This window comes from Gardnerella sp. DNF00753 (genome assembly GCF_049244275.1).
Classification (GTDB): Bacteria; Actinomycetota; Actinomycetes; order Actinomycetales; family Bifidobacteriaceae; genus Bifidobacterium; species Bifidobacterium greenwoodii.
In genome coordinates this window covers 794609-812967 of record NZ_CP058393.1, presented here as the reverse complement: position 1 = coordinate 812967, position 18359 = coordinate 794609, and the positions used below count along the sequence as shown (strand labels likewise).

General features: G+C 40.7%; 13 protein-coding genes. 2 read left to right on the top strand and 11 right to left on the bottom strand.

The window, feature by feature from the left end; genetic code table 11:
* Positions 1 to 70: 70 nt before the first annotated feature.
* The 9 genes from HXT33_RS03440 to HXT33_RS03400 all read right to left on the bottom strand — a co-directional run bounded on the left by HXT33_RS03440 (position 71) and on the right by HXT33_RS03400 (position 14387).
* A complete protein-coding gene (locus tag HXT33_RS03440) occupies positions 71 to 3232 on the bottom strand; it encodes a type I restriction endonuclease subunit R (protein WP_421786514.1) in 3162 nt (1053 codons plus the stop codon).
* A 21-nt stretch (positions 3233 to 3253) separates the two neighbouring features.
* Entirely contained in the window at positions 3254 to 4432 is a 1179-nt protein-coding gene (locus HXT33_RS03435) for a restriction endonuclease subunit S (RefSeq protein WP_421786512.1), read from the bottom strand.
* Entirely contained in the window at positions 4432 to 6000 is a 1569-nt protein-coding gene (locus HXT33_RS03430; protein WP_421786510.1) for a type I restriction-modification system subunit M, read from the bottom strand. The genes HXT33_RS03435 and HXT33_RS03430 overlap by 1 nt, the downstream gene beginning before the upstream one ends.
* A gap of 155 nt (positions 6001 to 6155) precedes the next feature.
* A complete protein-coding gene (locus tag HXT33_RS03425; RefSeq protein WP_421786508.1) occupies positions 6156 to 8804 on the bottom strand; it encodes an ATP-dependent Clp protease ATP-binding subunit in 2649 nt (882 codons plus the stop codon).
* A gap of 137 nt (positions 8805 to 8941) precedes the next feature.
* Positions 8942 to 10261 carry a DUF3027 domain-containing protein gene (locus tag HXT33_RS03420; protein ID WP_421786506.1) on the bottom strand — a complete coding sequence of 440 codons (1320 nt, stop codon included), beginning with the start codon at positions 10259 to 10261 and terminating at the stop codon, positions 8942 to 8944.
* 17 nt (positions 10262 to 10278) lie between these two features.
* Entirely contained in the window at positions 10279 to 10668 is a 390-nt protein-coding gene (locus HXT33_RS03415; protein ID WP_116794016.1) for a cold-shock protein, read from the bottom strand.
* A 129-nt stretch (positions 10669 to 10797) separates the two neighbouring features.
* Entirely contained in the window at positions 10798 to 12744 is a 1947-nt protein-coding gene (locus HXT33_RS03410) for a HAMP domain-containing sensor histidine kinase (protein WP_421786504.1), read from the bottom strand.
* 14 nt (positions 12745 to 12758) lie between these two features.
* Entirely contained in the window at positions 12759 to 13487 is a 729-nt protein-coding gene (locus HXT33_RS03405) for a response regulator transcription factor (RefSeq protein WP_004127837.1), read from the bottom strand.
* 75 nt (positions 13488 to 13562) lie between these two features.
* A complete protein-coding gene (locus tag HXT33_RS03400; RefSeq protein WP_004136176.1) occupies positions 13563 to 14387 on the bottom strand; it encodes a hypothetical protein in 825 nt (274 codons plus the stop codon).
* Positions 14388 to 14514: 127 nt separating this feature from the next.
* On the opposite strand from HXT33_RS03400, the gene HXT33_RS03395 reads away from it, so the two are divergent.
* Positions 14515 to 14808 (top strand): WXG100 family type VII secretion target, encoded by a 294-nt coding sequence (locus HXT33_RS03395; protein ID WP_004127832.1) that lies wholly within the window; start codon positions 14515 to 14517, stop codon positions 14806 to 14808.
* A 124-nt stretch (positions 14809 to 14932) separates the two neighbouring features.
* On the opposite strand, the gene groL is transcribed toward HXT33_RS03395, so the two are convergent.
* Positions 14933 to 16558, bottom strand: a complete 1626-nt coding sequence (gene groL, locus HXT33_RS03390) for a chaperonin GroEL (RefSeq protein WP_004127829.1) — start codon at positions 16556 to 16558, stop codon at positions 14933 to 14935.
* 247 nt (positions 16559 to 16805) lie between these two features.
* On the bottom strand, positions 16806 to 17477 hold the full coding sequence (locus HXT33_RS03385; RefSeq protein ID WP_004136175.1) for a LytR C-terminal domain-containing protein: 672 nt from the start codon (positions 17475 to 17477) through the stop codon (positions 16806 to 16808).
* A 129-nt stretch (positions 17478 to 17606) separates the two neighbouring features.
* Here HXT33_RS03385 and HXT33_RS03380 point away from each other — a divergent pair, with 129 nt between their 5' ends.
* Positions 17607 to 18323: a uracil-DNA glycosylase gene (locus HXT33_RS03380; protein WP_032841602.1), complete on the top strand. Its 717-nt coding sequence runs from the start codon at positions 17607 to 17609 to the stop codon at positions 18321 to 18323.
* The last annotated feature ends 36 nt before the right edge of the window (positions 18324 to 18359 follow it).

Sequence of the window (18359 nt, the reverse complement as noted above, 5' to 3'; positions counted from 1 at the left end):
ATGTGAGCTAATAATAGTTTGCTGCATCTTCAGCTACCATCAGCGATGACTTATTTTAAACAACATCAGCTTAATTCACAGCATTCGGTTCATTAGTGGTAAATGAGCCACCAACACCAAAGAACTTCTCAAAGAATGATTTCAGCTTATCAATGACACCTTGCTTCTTAGTAGTTCTGTCGCCACCGCCGAAACGAGATATAGGAGGCATAAGTCTATCTATATCCGTACCTGTTGTTTTGATCTCACCATCACGGAATGCGTTCTCGATGAATTTTCTTGTTTCAGGTTCTTTCAGCTTTTCATCTTTAATAATCTGAACAAGTTCTTCTTCACGCTTTTCAGCTACATAATAATGCCATTCTGTCATAACGTCTTCAACATCATTAATTCCTGCAATAAAGGTTTCAATAAGAGCCTTCTTGCTACGAAGTTCAGGGCTGGCATCAATAGCTTTCCTGATTGTTGCAAGGACTTCCTTATCTTCACAGTGACTATCGTGATATTTCTTAACAAGCATAAGGATATAATCGATATTGATTTCAATCTGCTTAATAAGCTCAACTTCAAAGACAATATCATCAATAATATCGGTGCTTTCACCTTTCTTGCGCTTTTCATTCCATTCATCACGCAAGTCTTGATATCTACCAAGGTAATCTTGTAAATCACGCTCAGTTATTATCTCTTTGCCAGCGAATTCATCAAATGCAGATAAAAGGTTTCTCATGCGTAGAATCGCACCAAATAGGGAGATAAAGCCCTTCTGATTCTGCTCGCCTATAATCTGTGGCTCTGAAAGTGGGAATTTTGATGTTAAGTCATCCATCATATCCATATATCCTGGATACTGCTTTCCATCAATTCCTTCATAACCATAGTAGTAATCTTTGAAACCTTTCATCAGAACAATACCACCTGCATTCTTATCACCAAAAAGTGAAATAGCAGCGTCTACTCGTTTCTGAAGGTTTCTAAAGCATACAATATTACCGAAAGTCTTAATGGAATTAAGAATTCGGTTCGTTCTTGAAAATGCCTGAATGAGTCCGTGCATCTTCAAATTCTTATCTACCCACAGTGTATTTAATGTAGTTGCATCAAAACCTGTTAAGAACATATTTACAACGATGAGCAAATCAAGTTCCTTGTTCTTCATGCGAAGAGAAACGTCTTTATAATAGTTCTGGAATTTGTCACTGTCTGTAGAGTAGTTCGTATGGAACATCTCGTTATAATCTTTGATTGCCATTTCAAGAAAATCTCTTGATGACTGGTCAAGCGCTGATGTATCTTCTGAATTTTCCTCATCAAGAATACCGCTTGAGCCTTCGTCATATTCAGCTTCATTTGCACCATAGCTAAAAATTGTAGCAATACGGAGTTTCTTTGTAGGGTCAGCCTCCATCTGTTTTTTGAATTCCTGATAATATAATTTTGCCATTGGAACAGATGCAACAGCAAAGATTGAGTTAAATCCACTTACTCGTTGTTTCTGCTTGATTTCTTCTACAGCACTATTCTTGCCGGATGCAACTTCTGAAATATTGGTAAGGGTATTGTAAATATATGTTTTATCACCACGATATGTTTTTCTATCAAAGTTGTTAAGAATATATTCCGTCACAAGCTTGATACGCTCAGGAGCCATCATTGCCTTTTCGCGAGCAATATCCCATACCTGTTCGTCATCGATATCTTCATCCATATCCATTGTCTTAACATAGTCGACTCTGAACGGGAGAACATTCTTATCGTTAATAGCGTCAACAATAGTATATGTATGCAACTGGTCGCCAAAAGTCTGCTCTGTAGTAAAGAACTGCGTATTACGGGAGCTTGCTGTATTTGCAGGAAAGATTGGTGTTCCTGTGAAACCGAATAAGTGATATTTCTTAAAGCTTTTTACAATAGCTGCGTGCATATCACCAAACTGACTTCTATGACATTCATCAAAAATGATTACAACGTGCTTGTTGTATACTTCATGTTCTTTATTTTTCTTGATAAATGTTGCAAGTTTCTGAATAGTCGTGATTATAATGTGAGCATTAGTGTCTTCCAACTGCTTTTTAAGAATGGCAGTAGAAGTATTGCTGTTAGCTGCACCTTTTTCAAAACGATCATATTCCTTCATTGTCTGGTAGTCCAAATCCTTACGGTCAACTACAAAGAGAACCTTATCTATGTAAGGAAGAAGTGACGCCTGTCTTGCAGTTTTGAATGATGTAAGGGTCTTACCCGAACCTGTTGTATGCCAGATGTAACCACCACCTGCAACATCACCATATTTTTTATAGTTATTAGCTATTTCAATACGATTCAGAATACGCTCCGTTGCCGTAATCTGATATGGACGCATTACCATAAGCATATTTTCAGAAGTGAAAATGCAATACTTGGTGATTATATTAAGAATCGTATGCTTGGCAAAGAATGTTCTTGTAAAGTCAATCAAATCCGAGATAACACGATTGTTTGCATCCGCCCAGAAGGATGTAAATTCAAAGCTATTGCTTGTTTTGCCTTTCTTTGTACCCTGTGCAGCATTAACATCCTTAATGGCATTGAAGCGAGTGGAATTTGAATAGTACTTTGTGTTAGTTCCATTTGAGATAACAAAAATCTGCACATATTCAAACAGACCACTTCCCGCCCAAAACGAATCACGCTGATAACGGTTAATCTGATTAAACGCCTCACGAATAGCCACACCTCGGCGTTTAAGTTCTACATGAACAAGTGGCAAACCATTCACAAGGATCGTAACATCATAGCGATTGTCTTGCTTTGCACCGTCAGACTCTCCAATAACGTACTGATTGATAACCTGTAGGAAGTTGTTGTGAATATTTTTCTTATCAATAAGGGTGATGTTTTTAGTACTGCCATCATCTCTCTTTAATACTTGAACATTATCCTCTTGAATTTTTCTAGTTTTTTCAACGATTCCTTCATTCTGATTTGCAATGGAATCTTTGAAAAATCTATCCCATTCCGTTTCAGAGAAATGGTAACTATTCAGTTTCTCCAGCTGAGTACGAAGGTTGGCAAGCAAATCTTTTTCTGCGTGTATCTGAAGATATTCGTATCCCTGTTCCGTGAGCATACGAATAAACTCTTTTTCCAGTTCAGCTTCTGACTGATAGCTGTTAGAACGTGCCTTCACAGGCTCGTATTCAGTAACAACTGTATTTTCACTTGTAGCTGCCACGATATTGAAATATGGCATACAGGCACCTCCTTTTTGAGATTATAACTGTTTGAAAGAAAGCAGCTTATCTCTATAAAATTCGTATTGTTTTTGACGTGCTTCAATCTCAGCAGGAAGACCGATATTGAGGTCAGAGCAGATGGCGTCAAAATTTTCCAATACATCAATGATTTTCTTTTGGACTTCGAGAGAAGGCACAGGCACAGGAAACTTATTCAGCATAGGTCTTCTGATTGATGCAACAGATCCTTGAAACATCGTTTTTTGTATATAAGGCAAAAATGCTGATTTCATATAATGGAAATAGTACTTAGGGAGCACCTCTGGTGTGTTGATATGAATTCTGTATGCTCTCTGATGCAGTGCATATTTACCTTCAACATAATGATATACTTTACCAACACCAACACCATCTCCAGCAGTGATTATTGCTGTTTCATCATATTCATATTCATTTTTACGCAAAGGCTCTTGGGAGCGTACATAAAACGGATATAAACCTTCTTCTAATCCTTCGTTAGTATTACTGCTACCAGTTCCGATATCTGCAATTTCTTCTAACGCAACTGTTTTTATAGAATCATCAACTTTCAAAAGCTCATTTCTATAATATTCGTACTGTTTTTTACGAGCTGTAAGCTCCGCTGTAAGCTCCGCTGTAAGCTCCGCTGTAAGTAACGTGAAAGAGTCCAATATACGGACTATTTCACGTTGTACCTCCAACGGAGGTACGGGAATCATCAAATCCAAAACCTTTGCCATATCAGGATGCTTAATGCCAGAGCCACGATAAAAAGATGCAATATCACTAATTCTATTTTTCATAAAATAGTATAGGAACTTATTACTTAAAACAGACGTGTTAGCCGAGGTCGCTATCCTATTATCTCCAGTAACAAATTTACCAGAATAGTATTGTACAACAGGATTTCCACCCCAAGGAATGCAAACAACCTCTCCTTCAGACATCATATCTTTAACATATTCTTCAGTAGTCCACAAATCGGATATGCTTGTTGTTAAAATTTTTACATCACCAGTTTGTGATTCAAGACCTTTTAAGTCAGAAGCAAGATAATATTTGTATTTGATTACCTTAGTTTGTTTATGTCTATCAACTGAATTGAATTTTTTATCCCATATTGTTAGAAACCATAAAGGTTTGTACTCCACCCCATCGGGACATAATTCCTGGATCAATTCTTCTAATCTGCTCATTAGTCCATCTCAATCTCTGCGATAATAGTATCAATTGCTTTTCTTAAGGTCTCTTCACGAGCAACGATTTCTTTGATTTCTGCATTCAGCTTAACGATATCGATTTTTTCTCTTGTGTCCTCGGCTTCAACATAGGTTGATACAGAAAGGTTGTAGTCATTTTCAGAAATCTCATCATATGTTGCAAGATGTGAGAAATGCTCAATTTCACTGCGATTTGCAAAGCAGTTCACAATCTTACCCATATTATCTTGAGTAAGCTTATTATTGTTCGTAACCTTGATACACTCGTTTGTTGCATCAATAAACAGCGTTTTATTATCTGCCTTATTCTTTTTCATTACCATAATGCAAGTGGCAATTGAAGTTCCAAAGAAAAGATTAGAAGGCAACTGAATTACACAATCAACAAAGTTGTTATCAATCAGATATTTTCGTATTTTCTTTTCAGCTCCGCCACGGTACATAATGCCAGGGAAACATACAATCGCAGCTGTTCCATTTGATGCAAGCCATGAAAGTGAATGCATAATAAATGCAAGGTCAGCCTTGCTCTTTGGAGCAAGAACTCCTGCAGGTGCAAAACGAGGATCGTTTATGAGTAATAGATTATCATCACCATCCCATTTAATAGAATATGGAGGATTTGAAACGATAAGTTCAAAAGGTTCATCATCCCAATGCGCCGGAGCTATAAGGGTATCTTCACAAGCAATATTAAATTTATCAAAATCGATATCGTGTAAGAACATGTTGATACGACAAAGATTATAGGTTGTAATATTGATTTCCTGCCCATAGAAACCATTACGAACCTTATCTCTGCCAAGTACTTTTTCTGCCTTTAAAAGCAGCGAACCACTTCCACAGGCTGGATCATACACCTTATTGATTTCTGTTTTTCCAACTGTACCAAGTCTTGTAAGAAGCTCTGATACATCAGCAGGAGTAAAGAACTCACCACCCGATTTACCTGCATTACTTGCATACATTGTCATAAGGTATTCATAGGCATCACCGAATGCATCAATATCGTGATCCTTAACATCACCAAGATTCATATCAGCCACGCCATCAAGAAGCTTGCAGAGCTTTTCATTTCTCTTTGCAACAGTAGAACCAAGCTTATTACTGTTTACATCAAAGTCATCAAAAAGACCTGCAAAGTCGGATTCTGATTCGCTGCCTTTTGCTGACTCTTCAATATGACGGAATACCTTTTCAAGCGTTTCATTAAGGTTTTCATCATCTTTAGCTTTTGCTCTAACATTGCAGAAAAGTTCTGAGGGAAGAATGAAAAAGCCTTTTTCTTGTACAAGGCCTTCTCTTGCCTCTTCAGCCATCTCATCAGACATCTGCACGTAATCGAATTCAGCATTGCCGGCTTCAATTTCACCAGCGTTAATATAGTTAGTAATGTTTTCAGAAATGTATCTGTAGAACATAGTGCCAAGTACATAGTTCTTAAAGTCCCAACCATCTACAGCACCACGAAGTTCATCTGCGATTGACCATATAGCACGATGAAGTTCGTCACGTTCCTTTTCTTTTTTATTATCTAGTGCCATTATATTATTCATCCTTTCAGCTATTTAGTCCATTCTGCTGCCAACGCACTGAAATCAATACCCTGCACCTCGCAAAAAGCCCGACGAGATTTTACGCGTCGGGCTTTTTGAGTTATCTATACTTATTTTGATTCACTGTCAGTTTTATCAGCAGCTTAGTTATCAGAGTTGTTTGCAGTTTTATCTGCAGAATCGTCACTAGAAGTCTTGCTATCGCTAGAATCGTCAGCAGATACATCGCTAGATAAGTCGCTAGAAGCCTTACTAGATTCATCTAACTCCACATCACCACTAGAATCCTTGCTAGATTCATCTAACTCAGCGACATCAAACTGCTGGCTTTTAAAAGTAAACTCCCCCAGCAATCCTTCGCCTTCAGCGTCAACCTCAATTCGCTCGCCGTCAGAAATTTCGTTCAGCAAAATCTTCTCGGAAATAATATCCTCAATATCTCGCTGAATTACGCGACGCAATGGACGCGCGCCCAGCAAAGGATCGAATCCTTTTTGAGCGAGCAAATTCTTAGCAGCGTCTGTCAACTCCAAAGACATATGGTGGTCAAACAGCCTATTGTTAAGCAGCTTTATGTCCATATCAACAATTTGGCGCACTTCTGGCTCCGTAAGCTGACGGAACACAATAGTGTCGTCCAAACGGTTCAAAAATTCTGGACGGAACTGACGCTTAAGCTCAGAATTAACCTGATCCTTCATGCGCTGATACGTAGAATCAGAACTATTTCCAAGCGTAAAGCCAGTGTTTGCAGCCTTCGCAATATCGCGCGTACCAAGATTAGTAGTAAGAATAATAATCGTATTCTTAAAGTCTACTTTTCTACCTTGGCCGTCGGTTAAATGACCATCATCCAACACTTGCAAAAGCGTGTTGAAAATATCTGGATGAGCTTTTTCAATCTCGTCAAAAAGCACCACAGAGAATGGCTTCCTGCGAACTTTTTCGGTAAGCTCGCCGCCCTCTTCGTAACCAACGTATCCAGGAGGAGCACCGAAAAGCCTAGACGCAGCATACTTTTCAGCAAATTCAGACATATCAACGCGAATCAAAGCATCATCGTCGTCAAACAGGAAGTTTGCTAACGCTTTAGCAAGCTCAGTTTTACCAACGCCTGTAGGTCCAGCGAAAATAAACGAACCAGAAGGACGTTTAGGATCTTTAAGTCCAACGCGCGCGCGTCGAATAGAGCGTGCCAAAGCAGATACTGCTTCATCTTGACCAACAATACGCTTATGAAGCTCAGATTCCATTTGAAGAAGCTTCTGAGATTCCGCCTGCGTAAGCTTTACAACAGGAATTCCCGTAGTGCTTGAAACAACAGAAGCAATCATGTCTTCGTCAACAACCATTTTGACGTTAGACTCGCCTTCACGCCAAGCTTTTTCTTTTTCGGCAGCTTCGTTTTCAAGTTTTTCTTGATCGTCTCGAAGATTAGCAGCCTCTTCGAAATCTTGCTGCTTAATTGCTTCATCTTTCTTTTCAGAAATCTTAGCAATCTTATGGTTAAGTTCCTTAAGCTCAGGCGGCTGAGTTAAGCGCTTAATTCGCAAGCGTGCGCCAGCTTCATCAATAAGATCAATAGCCTTATCTGGAAGGTGACGGTCTTGAATATAACGGTCGGAAAGCTCTGCAGAAGACTGTAAAGCTCCGTCCGTAATAGTTACATGATGATGATTTTCGTAGCGCGAACGCAAGCCTTTAAGAATCTCAATCGTCTCGGCAATAGTAGGTTCAGGAACCTGAATTGGCTGGAAACGACGCTCTAAAGCAGCATCTTTCTCAATATACTTACGATACTCATCGGTTGTAGTAGCACCGATTGTCTGTAGTTCGCCGCGAGCAAGCATTGGCTTAAGCATGTCGGAAGCGCCAAGAGCGCCATCGGCCGAGCCTGCGCCAACAATAGTGTGAATTTCGTCAATAAAAAGCACAACATCGCCGCGAGTTTTAATTTCTTTAAGAACTTTCTTCAAGCGCTCTTCAAAATCACCGCGATAGCGAGATCCTGCAATCATTGATCCTAAGTCAAGAGAATAAATCTGCTTGTTTTTCAGCGTTTCTGGAACATCGCCTTCAACAATCTTCTGGGCAAGTCCTTCTACAACTGCAGTTTTACCAACGCCAGGATCTCCAATAAGCACAGGATTATTCTTCGTACGGCGGCTAAGAATAACCATAACTCGTTCGATTTCCTCAGAACGGCCAATTACTGGATCAAGTTTTCCTTCGCGCGCTTCAAGTGTAAGATTTCGGCCAAACTGATCCAGAAGTGCGGACCCAGACTTGTTGCTTTTATCTTGCACGCTTCCAGCGTTAGCAAGTTCGCCCTTTTCATCTTCTGAACTTGTAGAGCTGCCTCCGCGAATTAAGTCAACTGTAGTGCTTCTTAAGTCTCCAAGATCGACTTCCATTTTAATAAGCACTTGTGTACCAATGCCTTCGCCTTCGCGAATAAGTCCTAGCAAAATATGCTCAGTACCAATGTAGCTATGGCCAAGCTGCAGAGCTTCTCGTAAGCTAAGCTCCAAAACTTGCTTTGCGTGCGGCGTAAAAGGAATGTGGCCGCTTGGCGCAACAGCACCCTTGCCAATCATTTCCTCAACTTGCTTGCGTGTGCTTTCCAAGTCTACGCCCTTTGAGCTCAACGCTTTTGCTGCAATTCCGTCACCTTCGCGAATTAGACCGAGCAAAATATGCTCAGTGCCAATGTAATTATGCTGAAGTGAGCGAGCTTCCTCTTGAGCTAGCACAATCACGCGTCGTGCGCGATCAGTGAACCGTTCAAACATAACTGCCTTCCGTTCTTTTCGTTCATTCCATGGTAACTAGTCACCATGACGCGAAGTATTACACAACTTATTAGTATTTATTAGAATCTGTTAAGATTTTTAGGATTTTTCTGTATTCCTTAAAATTTCTTTAGATTTTACTTATGTTGTCTGCGTGATTTCCTTTTGTACAATCGCATTGCTGTAGTACCTGTGTTTTTATTAGGTTCTTCGCTTTTAGCAGATTCTTCAGTAACTTCTATTTTCTTAATTTCTTCGGTTTTTGTTTCATCCTCATAGTTAGATTCAACATCATTAGATTCAACATCGCGAGATTCAACATCGTTAGTTTCTGAAGTCAAATCTGCTGTCTTAGAATCAGCTGTATCTGTACTAGGGGTATCAGTTATATCAGCATCAGCTATAACAGCTGTATCAGCGGTATTAGCATCATTAGCAGAATCTTTATTTAATTTGCGACGCTTGCGGCGATGCGTTTTGCTATCTTCAATTGCTTCCTCAATAAGTTCAACATCTGCACGCTCTTCTCGAGGAGCTTGCTGCAAAATATCAATATGATAATCGTCGTATGCTGGAGCTGATTGAATCCACAGTTGTGATGGTTCAGGTGGCTCAATTTCGGAATGTTCTCCGCAAGCGTGATCAAGAGATACAACTCGTCCATCGTCTGGACTCCACATGTTCGCGCACACGCCAAACATTGAGCCCAAGCTTCCAGCTAGTGGAATCATAAAGCCGCATGAAGAGCAAACATTACCGTCAGCTATTTTTGTTGACAGTGACTTTGGACCGTGCTGCCCTGCATACCAGCGTTTTGCTGTTTGCGAAAGAGCTTCTGCAGTCATTACGCGTCTGCGAGATAGGCGCAAAGTCGAAACTGCCTCTTCAAGATCTTCGTTAGAATCATTGTTTTCGTATGATTCATTGCTTTGCGAATCGCACGAGCCATTTTCATTCTCAACAGTTTCTGTAGCGTCTGCATTTTCAGCAGTTTCACCATCTTGCTTAAGTGTATTTTCTTCGGAACTTTCTTTTTCTTCTTTAGATTCTTCCTCAGATTTTTCGCTTAATTCATTTTCAGACTGATGATTTACTGGACGGAATCCATCTTCAAGACGAGAATCGTCTTCTTCTGTTCCAATAGAATCCATTACAGAAAGATCGCTTGGCTTCAATCGATCTTTCCATGGAATCCAAGGTGGCGGCAGTAGTGAATCGTCGGTAGGAATAAGCGTGGATTCGTTTACAGTCCAACGCTCAGTTTCCAAATCGTGATACAGCGTTACTGACCACTGCCAGCCCTCGTAACCAACAAGCTTACTTTCAAAGCGAAAATCGGTAACACCGTCACCAATATCCGTGGAAGACACAAAATCTCCCACGGCATCGGAACGCTCTGAAGTTTCCACAGCAATGCTACGAGCAATATCTTGTGGATTCATCACTTCATCAGTCATAAATAATATTCCCGAAACTATTCTTGAACGTCGAAATTGTCGGCTACTGCGCGCAAAAGCGTAGCGAGCTTCTTGCTTTCAGCAGTAGATGGATAATGACGACGACGCAAACCGTTACCTGCAGAATCAAGCAGCTTAATAAGATCTTCAACAATTGCTGCCATATCTTCTGCCTTTGGGCGAGTTGCTTTAACTAGCGATGGAGCTGTTGCAATAAGATTAAGTCCCATCGCTTGAGGACCTTTACGACCCTCAATTACAGAAAATTCAACCTTTGTACCCTTATGCAAAGTCTTTACAGTTGCAGGCAAAGCTGCAGCTGGTAAGAAAACATCCTTACCATCGTCGCCGGCAATAAAGCCGTACCCCTTCTGCGCATCGTACCAACGCACACGCCCATTGGGCATAACACACCTCACTCAAATAATCACTCATTGTCGCATACCAATATGCATTAAACACACAAGTGCATCGTTTATATGCGAAAACATCCGTATATAGTTTAACAGATATTAATGTTAATTGTTTCGCTTTTTCTATTGTAGCGCATAAGGTTCAATTTCTCTTACAGGAAGCACAACAGTAAGCGTTAATCCATGAGGATTAATATCCAGAGACTCCGAACCGTCCATTGTGTCGTCAACATTATTATCTGAGCCAGCAAAGTTTCCCGAAATAGTTGACGGGTCAGATATTGTTGCGCAAATAAAACCATGATGAGCTTTTACAACAGACTGTGCTATAGCCATTCCTAATCCAGTTCCGCCTTTTTCGCGCGCTCTTGAAGGATCTGCAATATAGAAACGTTCAAAAATGCGAGAAAGCGACTCTTCTGGAACTCCAGGACCATGGTCAACAACACGAATTACTGCGTAAGTATTGCCAGAATCAGTAGATTGGCTTTTTTCTGCAGCAATCAAAAACTCTTTTAACGAGTCACTAACTGAAGGAAGCTTGGAAAGCTGGTCTGGATCAATTGAAGCCTTCATTACGCCAATAGCAATTTCTACTGGAGAATCAGCCGGAGTGTATCGGTGAATATTTCCAACAATATTCGTCATGACTTGACGTAAGCGCGCTCCATCACCAAGAAGAGATACGCTAGGAAGACTTCCGCTATTGAACACAAACTTGCGTTCAAAATTGCAGTCAGTGCAATCTTCCAAAGAAAAGTCTTCGGAAAGCGTAAGCGAACCCTGCTGAACCGCTCTAGCTGGATCTAAAGCATGCAAATCGTTAGCAGCATCCGAAAGAATTGGAGACAAGCTAACTTCCTGAGAAATATTAATTCCTCTACCCTCGTCAAATCGAGCCAAAGAAAGCAAATCTTCCACTAACTCAGTCATGCGCTCGCTAGAAGCCTTAATATGAGCAATAGAATCATCAGCGCGCTCCTGCTCTCCCGGCATATTGCGCCACATTGTGTAAAGCTCAGCATAACCGTGAATAGCTGCTAAAGGAGTTCGCAATTCGTGACTTGCGTCAGAAACAAATCGCTTCATTTTTTCAGTCATTGCTTCTTGCTCATTAAAGCCACGTTCAATACGCGCAAGCATTGAGTTCAAAGAAGCAGCTAAAGAACCAACTTCTGTGTTTTCTGGTGCGCTCGGAACTCGTCTACTTAAATCTCCAGAAGCAATTTTTGAAGCTGTTTTTTCTATACGTTTTAACGGCCTTAAAGTGGACTGAATAATAAGCGCCGCAAATACCGCTCCAAGAAGAATAACTGCAATACTTACCATAATGCAGTATCTAGTAAGAGTATTTACAGTATCAAGCTGGTCGCTTAAAGATAAAGCAATATACACGTATCCGCGTAAACGTACGTTTGAAGTGTAGCTGCTTCGATGCTCCCATTCAAGCACCAAAACTCTCCAAGGAGCTTTTGCGGATTTTAAAGTAATCTCGTCAACACTACCAGGATTACCCTTAACTTTAGCTGGAGCAGTGTAAGGCCTATTCGTAACAACTCCCTTAATGGGTTTTCCGTTTGCAGGAAGCTTTGGAATAGAAACAAAATCTCCCTTTAGTTTTGGAACTAAAGGAGTAGATATGATTTTGTTATTAATATCGCGAATCTGCATAAAGTAGTCGTTTGGGCCTGTTGTAGATTGGCTTGAATCTTTTGAACGAAGCAAATCTATATTGTCGTAAATAAGTCTTGCCTGATCTGTTAACTGTGCGTCAGTTTTTTCAAGCAGATAATTTCCTACCAATTGACGAATTGATAATGAAATACAAAATGCTGCAACAGTAAGTACCGCAAGAGTGCAAGCCACAAGACGTGTACTTAAAGGAATAGAATTTGCTTTGGTTTTAAGCCAGCAAATTCTGTTTTGTTTTGGCTTTTTTTCTGACGCAGTATTTTGTATAACAGCAACGCTTTTTCCAACAGGCTGTCGCGCTGAGTCTTTGTTAGATTGCGCAGTTCCAGCATTATTTGGCTGCTTTTTATCGTCACTACTACGATTATTGTTTTCCATAATCAGGCTTGACCTTACTTTGGTTCGCGAATCATGTATCCAATTCCGCGTTTTGTTTCAATAAGAGGAACTACCTTTTGCAGCTTGCCGTTTTCGTCCGTAATTTCAATTCCGTCAATTTTCTTTCGAAGATACGAAATATAGGATTCAACGATTGCAGCATCTCCGCCCCAATCGTACTGCCATACATGATTCAAAATCTGGCTTTTTGATAACACTCGTCCTTCATTATCCATCAAGTAATGTAAAAGCTTGTATTCGGTTGGACTAAGCTCAATCGGTATGCCGCTTCGAGTTACATCGTGCGAATCTTCGTTAATCTCAAGATCTGCTACGCGGATAACAGGAGTTATTTCATCTTGCTCTTGAGTGCGGCGAAGAATTGCGCGGATTCTTGCAACAACTTCTTCCAAACTAAATGGCTTAGTTACGTAGTCGTCGCCACCAACTGTTAAGCCCATAATCTTGTCTTGCGTATCATCTCTTGCTGTAAGGAAAAGAACAGGTACTTTAATACCATTTTGGCGAATTCGTCTTGTTACGGTGAAGCCGTCAATATCTGGCAGCATAACGTCCATAACAATAAGATCAGGCTTCACTCTTTCAATAACATCAACAGCTTGAGAACCTGATGCTGCAGTTTCAACTTCAAAACCTGCAAAGTGCAAAGACGCTACTAAAAGCTCACGAATTGATGGTTCGTCGTCTACGACAACAATAGATGCTTCAACATTCTTACTCATACTGATTAGCATCACTTATAAAGCTGAATGTTTCCTGAATAAATGCTGAAAATCAACAAGTTGTAGTTGATTTTATTAGCGGCGACGAGCATGACGCCTACGCGCTTTTCTAACCCCTGCTTTTATCTGCTTTTGAATACGGCTTCGGTGAAGCAAAATAAGTGTCACTATTGCCCCTAAGCAAAGAATAATAATCAACATAATAAGTGTTGACATAAGGCTTGCAGAAGAAGTTGTAGCGGTTCGTTTAGAGCGAGAAATTTGTTTCATCATCATAATTGCAGACTGACCCCAATGAGTGCCAGTTGTTGTTACTAAAGGTTTATACGCTGCATCAGATAATGCGTCAACAGTATTTCTGCTTTTTAACCATTCGTCGGAATTAGGCGATACCGCAACTACTAGACGGCCGTCGCGAGTTGCGACAGCAAGCAATACAGTATTTTTTGCAGGAAGAGTGCTTATTAATAAATCACTTGCCCATTTTGATGGATCTTTAGTATCTCCAAAAGTAGACAAATAAAGTAATCTTACCGTTACTCCAGTTCGCTTTTTAGTTGCGGCAATTTCGTCAGAAACTTTATTAACAGAGTCACCAAGAAGATTTTCAGTATCCGTAATTGAATCAGTGGCAACAATTCCTGAATTTAAAGCTTGTTCTTCCGCATAAGCTTTATTAATTTTTATAAAATCAGACGAAAGTAAAGAAAAAGTTGGAAATACTGGAAATATCTGAAAAATAAGAAAAATACTAACTAAACATGCCACAACTGCACGTAATACTTGCTTTAAGCGTGCGAAATTTAAGTTTGTAAGCTTATAGTCATTTAAAATGTGGATAACCCCTGACCTTTTAACCACATTCTCTTCTAAAACTTTTGCATAATTTTTCAATGGCATATATTCATAATAGCGTGACATCACACAAGTAGGTAAGACACGTTTATGTAAGAAGGTTACTCAATGAGTGTGATGTTGCGCTAATTAGTACTAAATGCTTTTTAAGCAGATACAAATAGGGGGAAATATGGCACAATTTCGAGTTGATTCAGAACAAATTCAGCAGGCAGCTGCAGCAGTTGGAACCTCGGTTAATTCAATTAGAGAAGCAGTCAACGGCATGTATGCCAATCTGCAGCAGTTGCAAAGCGTATGGACGGGTTCAGCTGCTACAAAGTTTGCGTCGACCGCAGGTCAGTGGCGTGCAGCACAGCAGCAGATGGAACAATCATTAGAAGCAATTCAGCAAGCTATGCAGCATGCTTCGGGAGTGTATCTTGATGCGGAAACTCAAGCTACTTCCCTATTTGGAATGGGCTGAATAGTCTGGTGAATAGTCTAATGAAAAATGGCGGTATACTTCATTTCTGAGCATACCGCCATTTACTATGAGCTATTCAGTCTATGAGCTATTAAGCTATAAAAATTTTCTCAACTTTTTATATTTAGTAACCCATATCAGCGCCAGCTTGTGGTGCTGCAGCTGGCTTTTCTGGCTTGTTAGCAACCACAGCTTCAGTGGTTAAGAACAAACCTGCAATAGAAGCAGCGTTCTGTAGAGCAGAACGAGTTACCTTAACTGGGTCAGTAACACCAGCAGCCATTAAATCTTCGTAAGCATTGGTTGCAGCGTTGAAGCCTTGGCCTTCTGGAAGTTCGCGCACCTTGTTGAGTACAACATCTCCAGAAACACCGGAGTTTTGTGCAATCTGCTTGATTGGAGCTTCTACAGCGCGGAACACGATTGCAGCGCCCGTTGCTTCTTCACCCTTAAGCTCGGTGATTGCTTGAGACTTTTCAATCTTTGCAGCAGCCTGAACCAAAGCTACGCCACCGCCTGGAAGCAAACCTTCCTCAATAGCAGCCTTAGCGTTACGAACTGCATCTTCAATACGATGCTTACGCTCCTTAGCTTCAACTTCAGTAGCAGCGCCAACCTTAATAACAGCAACGCCGCCAGCGAGCTTGGCAAGACGCTCCTGAAGCTTTTCGCGATCGTAATCGGAATCAGTGTTTTCGATTTCTGCGCGAATCTGAGCCACGCGAGCATCAACATCTTCCTTAGATCCAGCACCAGAAACGATAGTTGTTTCATCCTTAGAAACAATAACCTTAGCTGCGTGACCAAACACAGAAGCGTCGATAGAATCAAGCTTCAAGCCGAGGTCATCGGAAACAACCTGTGCACCAGTCAAAATAGCCATATCCTGGAGCATAGCCTTACGGCGATCGCCAAAGCCTGGAGCCTTTACAGCAACAGTGTTGAAAGTGCCACGAATCTTGTTCAAAACAAGAGTTGGCAATGCTTCACCATCAACATCTTCAGCAATAATAAGCAATGGCTTGCCGGACTTCATAACGAGTTCAGCAATGTGAACAATGTCTTGCTGGCTGGAAACCTTGCCAGAAGTGAGCAAAATGTATGGATCTTCAAGAACAGCAGTCTGGTCTTCTGCGTTAGTGACGAAGTAAGGGGAAATATAGCCCTTATCAAAACGCATACCTTCAGTGAAGTCCAAATCAAGGCCAAACTTGTTGTTATCTTCAACTGTAACAACGCCATCCTGACCGACCTTATCCAAAGCTTCAGCAATCTTTTCGCCAACTTCAGGATCTGCTGCAGAAATAGTAGCAGTAGCAGCAATCTGATCCTTAGTTTCAACATCCTTAGCAGAAGCAAGAAGTTCTTTAACAATTGCTTCAGAAGCCTTCTCAATACCACGGCGAAGAGCAATTGGGTTGCTTCCTGCAACAACGTTCTTCAAACCTTCGTGTACCAAGGACTGAGCAAGCACTGTTGCGGTTGTTGTACCATCGCCTGCAACGTCATCAGTCTTCTTAGCAACTTCTTTAACAAGCTCGGCGCCAATACGCTCATATGGATCTTCAAGATCGATTTCCTTAGCGATGGAAACACCATCGTTAGTAATGGTTGGAGCTCCATAAGTCTTATCAAGCACTACGTTGCGACCCTTAGGTCCAAGCGTAACCTTTACAGTGTTAGCAAGCTTGTCAAGACCTGCGAGCATACCCTGACGGGCGTCCTCTTCATAGGCAATAATCTTTGCCATGTTTCCTCCACATATCGTAACTATGGAACACTCACTCGTAGGTGAATAAGATTTGATTAGCCGTCAGCTGCTAATTATCACTCTCAACCTTCGAGTGCTAATTAGCAGATTAGCACTCTATGTGCCCGAGTGCCAACTTTGGCGTTTATAATTATGTACTTTCAATAAAATTTTACAAATAAAGCCGGTTAGAATCTAATCCAACCGGCTTCTATATTTTGCTTTTATTACTTCTGTGCGTAGAAAACTACTTGCAAAGAACCACTACAATCTGCGAAACAATCTCTTTTTCGTTTTCTACAGCAGTAATGCCCAAAGTTTTTGCAATATCTTGCGCCGCAGCCTTCTGAGAATCATCCTTGTACCATACAACAGATTCAGACGGAACTTTGCCGCTTGGATTACCAGCAGTAACATTTGCATAACCAGATTGCTTCAGCTTGTCTGCATTCTTAGCAGCATACCCAGCAATATTGGTTGCATTAATAACTTTTACGGTAGCAGACTTATCTACTGAAGTCGTAGAATCAGATTTACTATCAGCATCCTTAGTATCGTCTGCTGATTTATCTTTGTTGGACTTTTGCTTTGCTGAAGCATCTTCATCTTCATCCGTATCTGCATCATCAGACTTATCTTCATCTTTTCCATCTGACTTATCAGTATGCGATTTCTTAATTATTGTTGTAGACTTCGAGCTTTGATGCGAATTATTCCAAGGTAATGGAAGATGCGAAATCTCTCCAGAGCCGATTGCCCAAACAAGCAAACCAGCCAGTAATGCAATAACTATCGCAACAAAATAAGGAAGAATTACAGCGTACCAAGCGGGATTGCCGCGATGCACACCAACTGGTCCCTCTGGTGGTTCATCAAAAACATCGGGCGTATACGACACGTTGTGATTATTTCGCGCCATAATTGCATTCCTCCAAGTGTTTACTTAAAACAATATGCATCCATAGTACCGAATGCTGGTCACAAAGCACAAATCAGAATTTTCAAGAAATTTTTCCTATTATGCTATGCCTTGTCATACAGTAGCCATATGAGTCCTTACAAAATTAAACCTTTAGAAGAATTAATGGATCCAGATTGGGCTAAAGCTCTTACTCCAGTTGAGCCACAAATACGAGCAATGGGAGTGTTTTTGCGAGAACAAATCGAAAGTGGACACCATATTCTTCCCGCAAGTCACAACATTTTGCGCGCGTTTAGCATTCCGCTAAAAAGCATAAAGGTTTTAATTGTTGGCCAAGACCCTTACCCTACTCCAGGCCATCCTGTGGGATTAAGTTTTTGCACTTCACCAAAAGTGCGTCCGTTACCTAAAAGCCTTATTAATATTTACAAGGAATTAGTGAACGACTTAGGTGTTTCTACTCCTCAAAGTGGAGATTTAACGCCGTGGACTAAGCAGGGTGTAATGCTTCTTAACCGCTGCTTAACTGTTGAAGCTGGTAAAGCAAATAGTCATCAAGGAAAAGGCTGGGAAACTGTAACAGACGCTGCAATAAATGCGTTAAATTCTCGAAAAGACGAAAACGGAAACCTAATGCCTCTTGTAGCTATTTTATGGGGAAGAAACGCTCAAAGCTTAGCTCCATTGTTAACAAACGCAACACTTATTACTTCTTCTCACCCAAGCCCTCTTTCTGCCTCGCGTGGTTTCTTTGGATCAAAACCGTTTTCAAGAGCGAATAACGCACTAATCAAAATGGGCGCTTCGCCAATTGACTGGTCGCTAAATTCTCAAGAAATATAGCTTTAAAAATACGCGTAGTAATCAAATAATCCCTAG

What these genes read in the sequence shown, in the direction of transcription:
- HXT33_RS03425 (WP_421786508.1), bottom strand. Translation starts at nt 8,804, where the DNA reads ATGTTTGAACGGTTCACTGATCGCGCACGACGCGTGATTGTGCTAGCT.
- HXT33_RS03405 (WP_004127837.1), bottom strand. Translation starts at nt 13,487, where the DNA reads ATGAGTAAGAATGTTGAAGCATCTATTGTTGTCGTAGACGACGAACCA.
- HXT33_RS03415 (WP_116794016.1), bottom strand. Translation starts at nt 10,668, where the DNA reads ATGCCCAATGGGCGTGTGCGTTGGTACGATGCGCAGAAGGGGTACGGC.
- HXT33_RS03410 (WP_421786504.1), bottom strand. Translation starts at nt 12,744, where the DNA reads ATGGAAAACAATAATCGTAGTAGTGACGATAAAAAGCAGCCAAATAAT.
- HXT33_RS03435 (WP_421786512.1), bottom strand. Translation starts at nt 4,432, where the DNA reads ATGAGCAGATTAGAAGAATTGATCCAGGAATTATGTCCCGATGGGGTG.
- HXT33_RS03385 (WP_004136175.1), bottom strand. Translation starts at nt 17,477, where the DNA reads ATGGCGCGAAATAATCACAACGTGTCGTATACGCCCGATGTTTTTGAT.
- groL (WP_004127829.1), bottom strand. Translation starts at nt 16,558, where the DNA reads ATGGCAAAGATTATTGCCTATGAAGAGGACGCCCGTCAGGGTATGCTC.
- HXT33_RS03380 (WP_032841602.1), top strand. Translation starts at nt 17,607, where the DNA reads ATGAGTCCTTACAAAATTAAACCTTTAGAAGAATTAATGGATCCAGAT.
- HXT33_RS03395 (WP_004127832.1), top strand. Translation starts at nt 14,515, where the DNA reads ATGGCACAATTTCGAGTTGATTCAGAACAAATTCAGCAGGCAGCTGCA.
- HXT33_RS03420 (WP_421786506.1), bottom strand. Translation starts at nt 10,261, where the DNA reads ATGACTGATGAAGTGATGAATCCACAAGATATTGCTCGTAGCATTGCT.
- HXT33_RS03430 (WP_421786510.1), bottom strand. Translation starts at nt 6,000, where the DNA reads ATGGCACTAGATAATAAAAAAGAAAAGGAACGTGACGAACTTCATCGT.
- HXT33_RS03440 (WP_421786514.1), bottom strand. Translation starts at nt 3,232, where the DNA reads ATGCCATATTTCAATATCGTGGCAGCTACAAGTGAAAATACAGTTGTT.
- HXT33_RS03400 (WP_004136176.1), bottom strand. Translation starts at nt 14,387, where the DNA reads ATGCCATTGAAAAATTATGCAAAAGTTTTAGAAGAGAATGTGGTTAAA.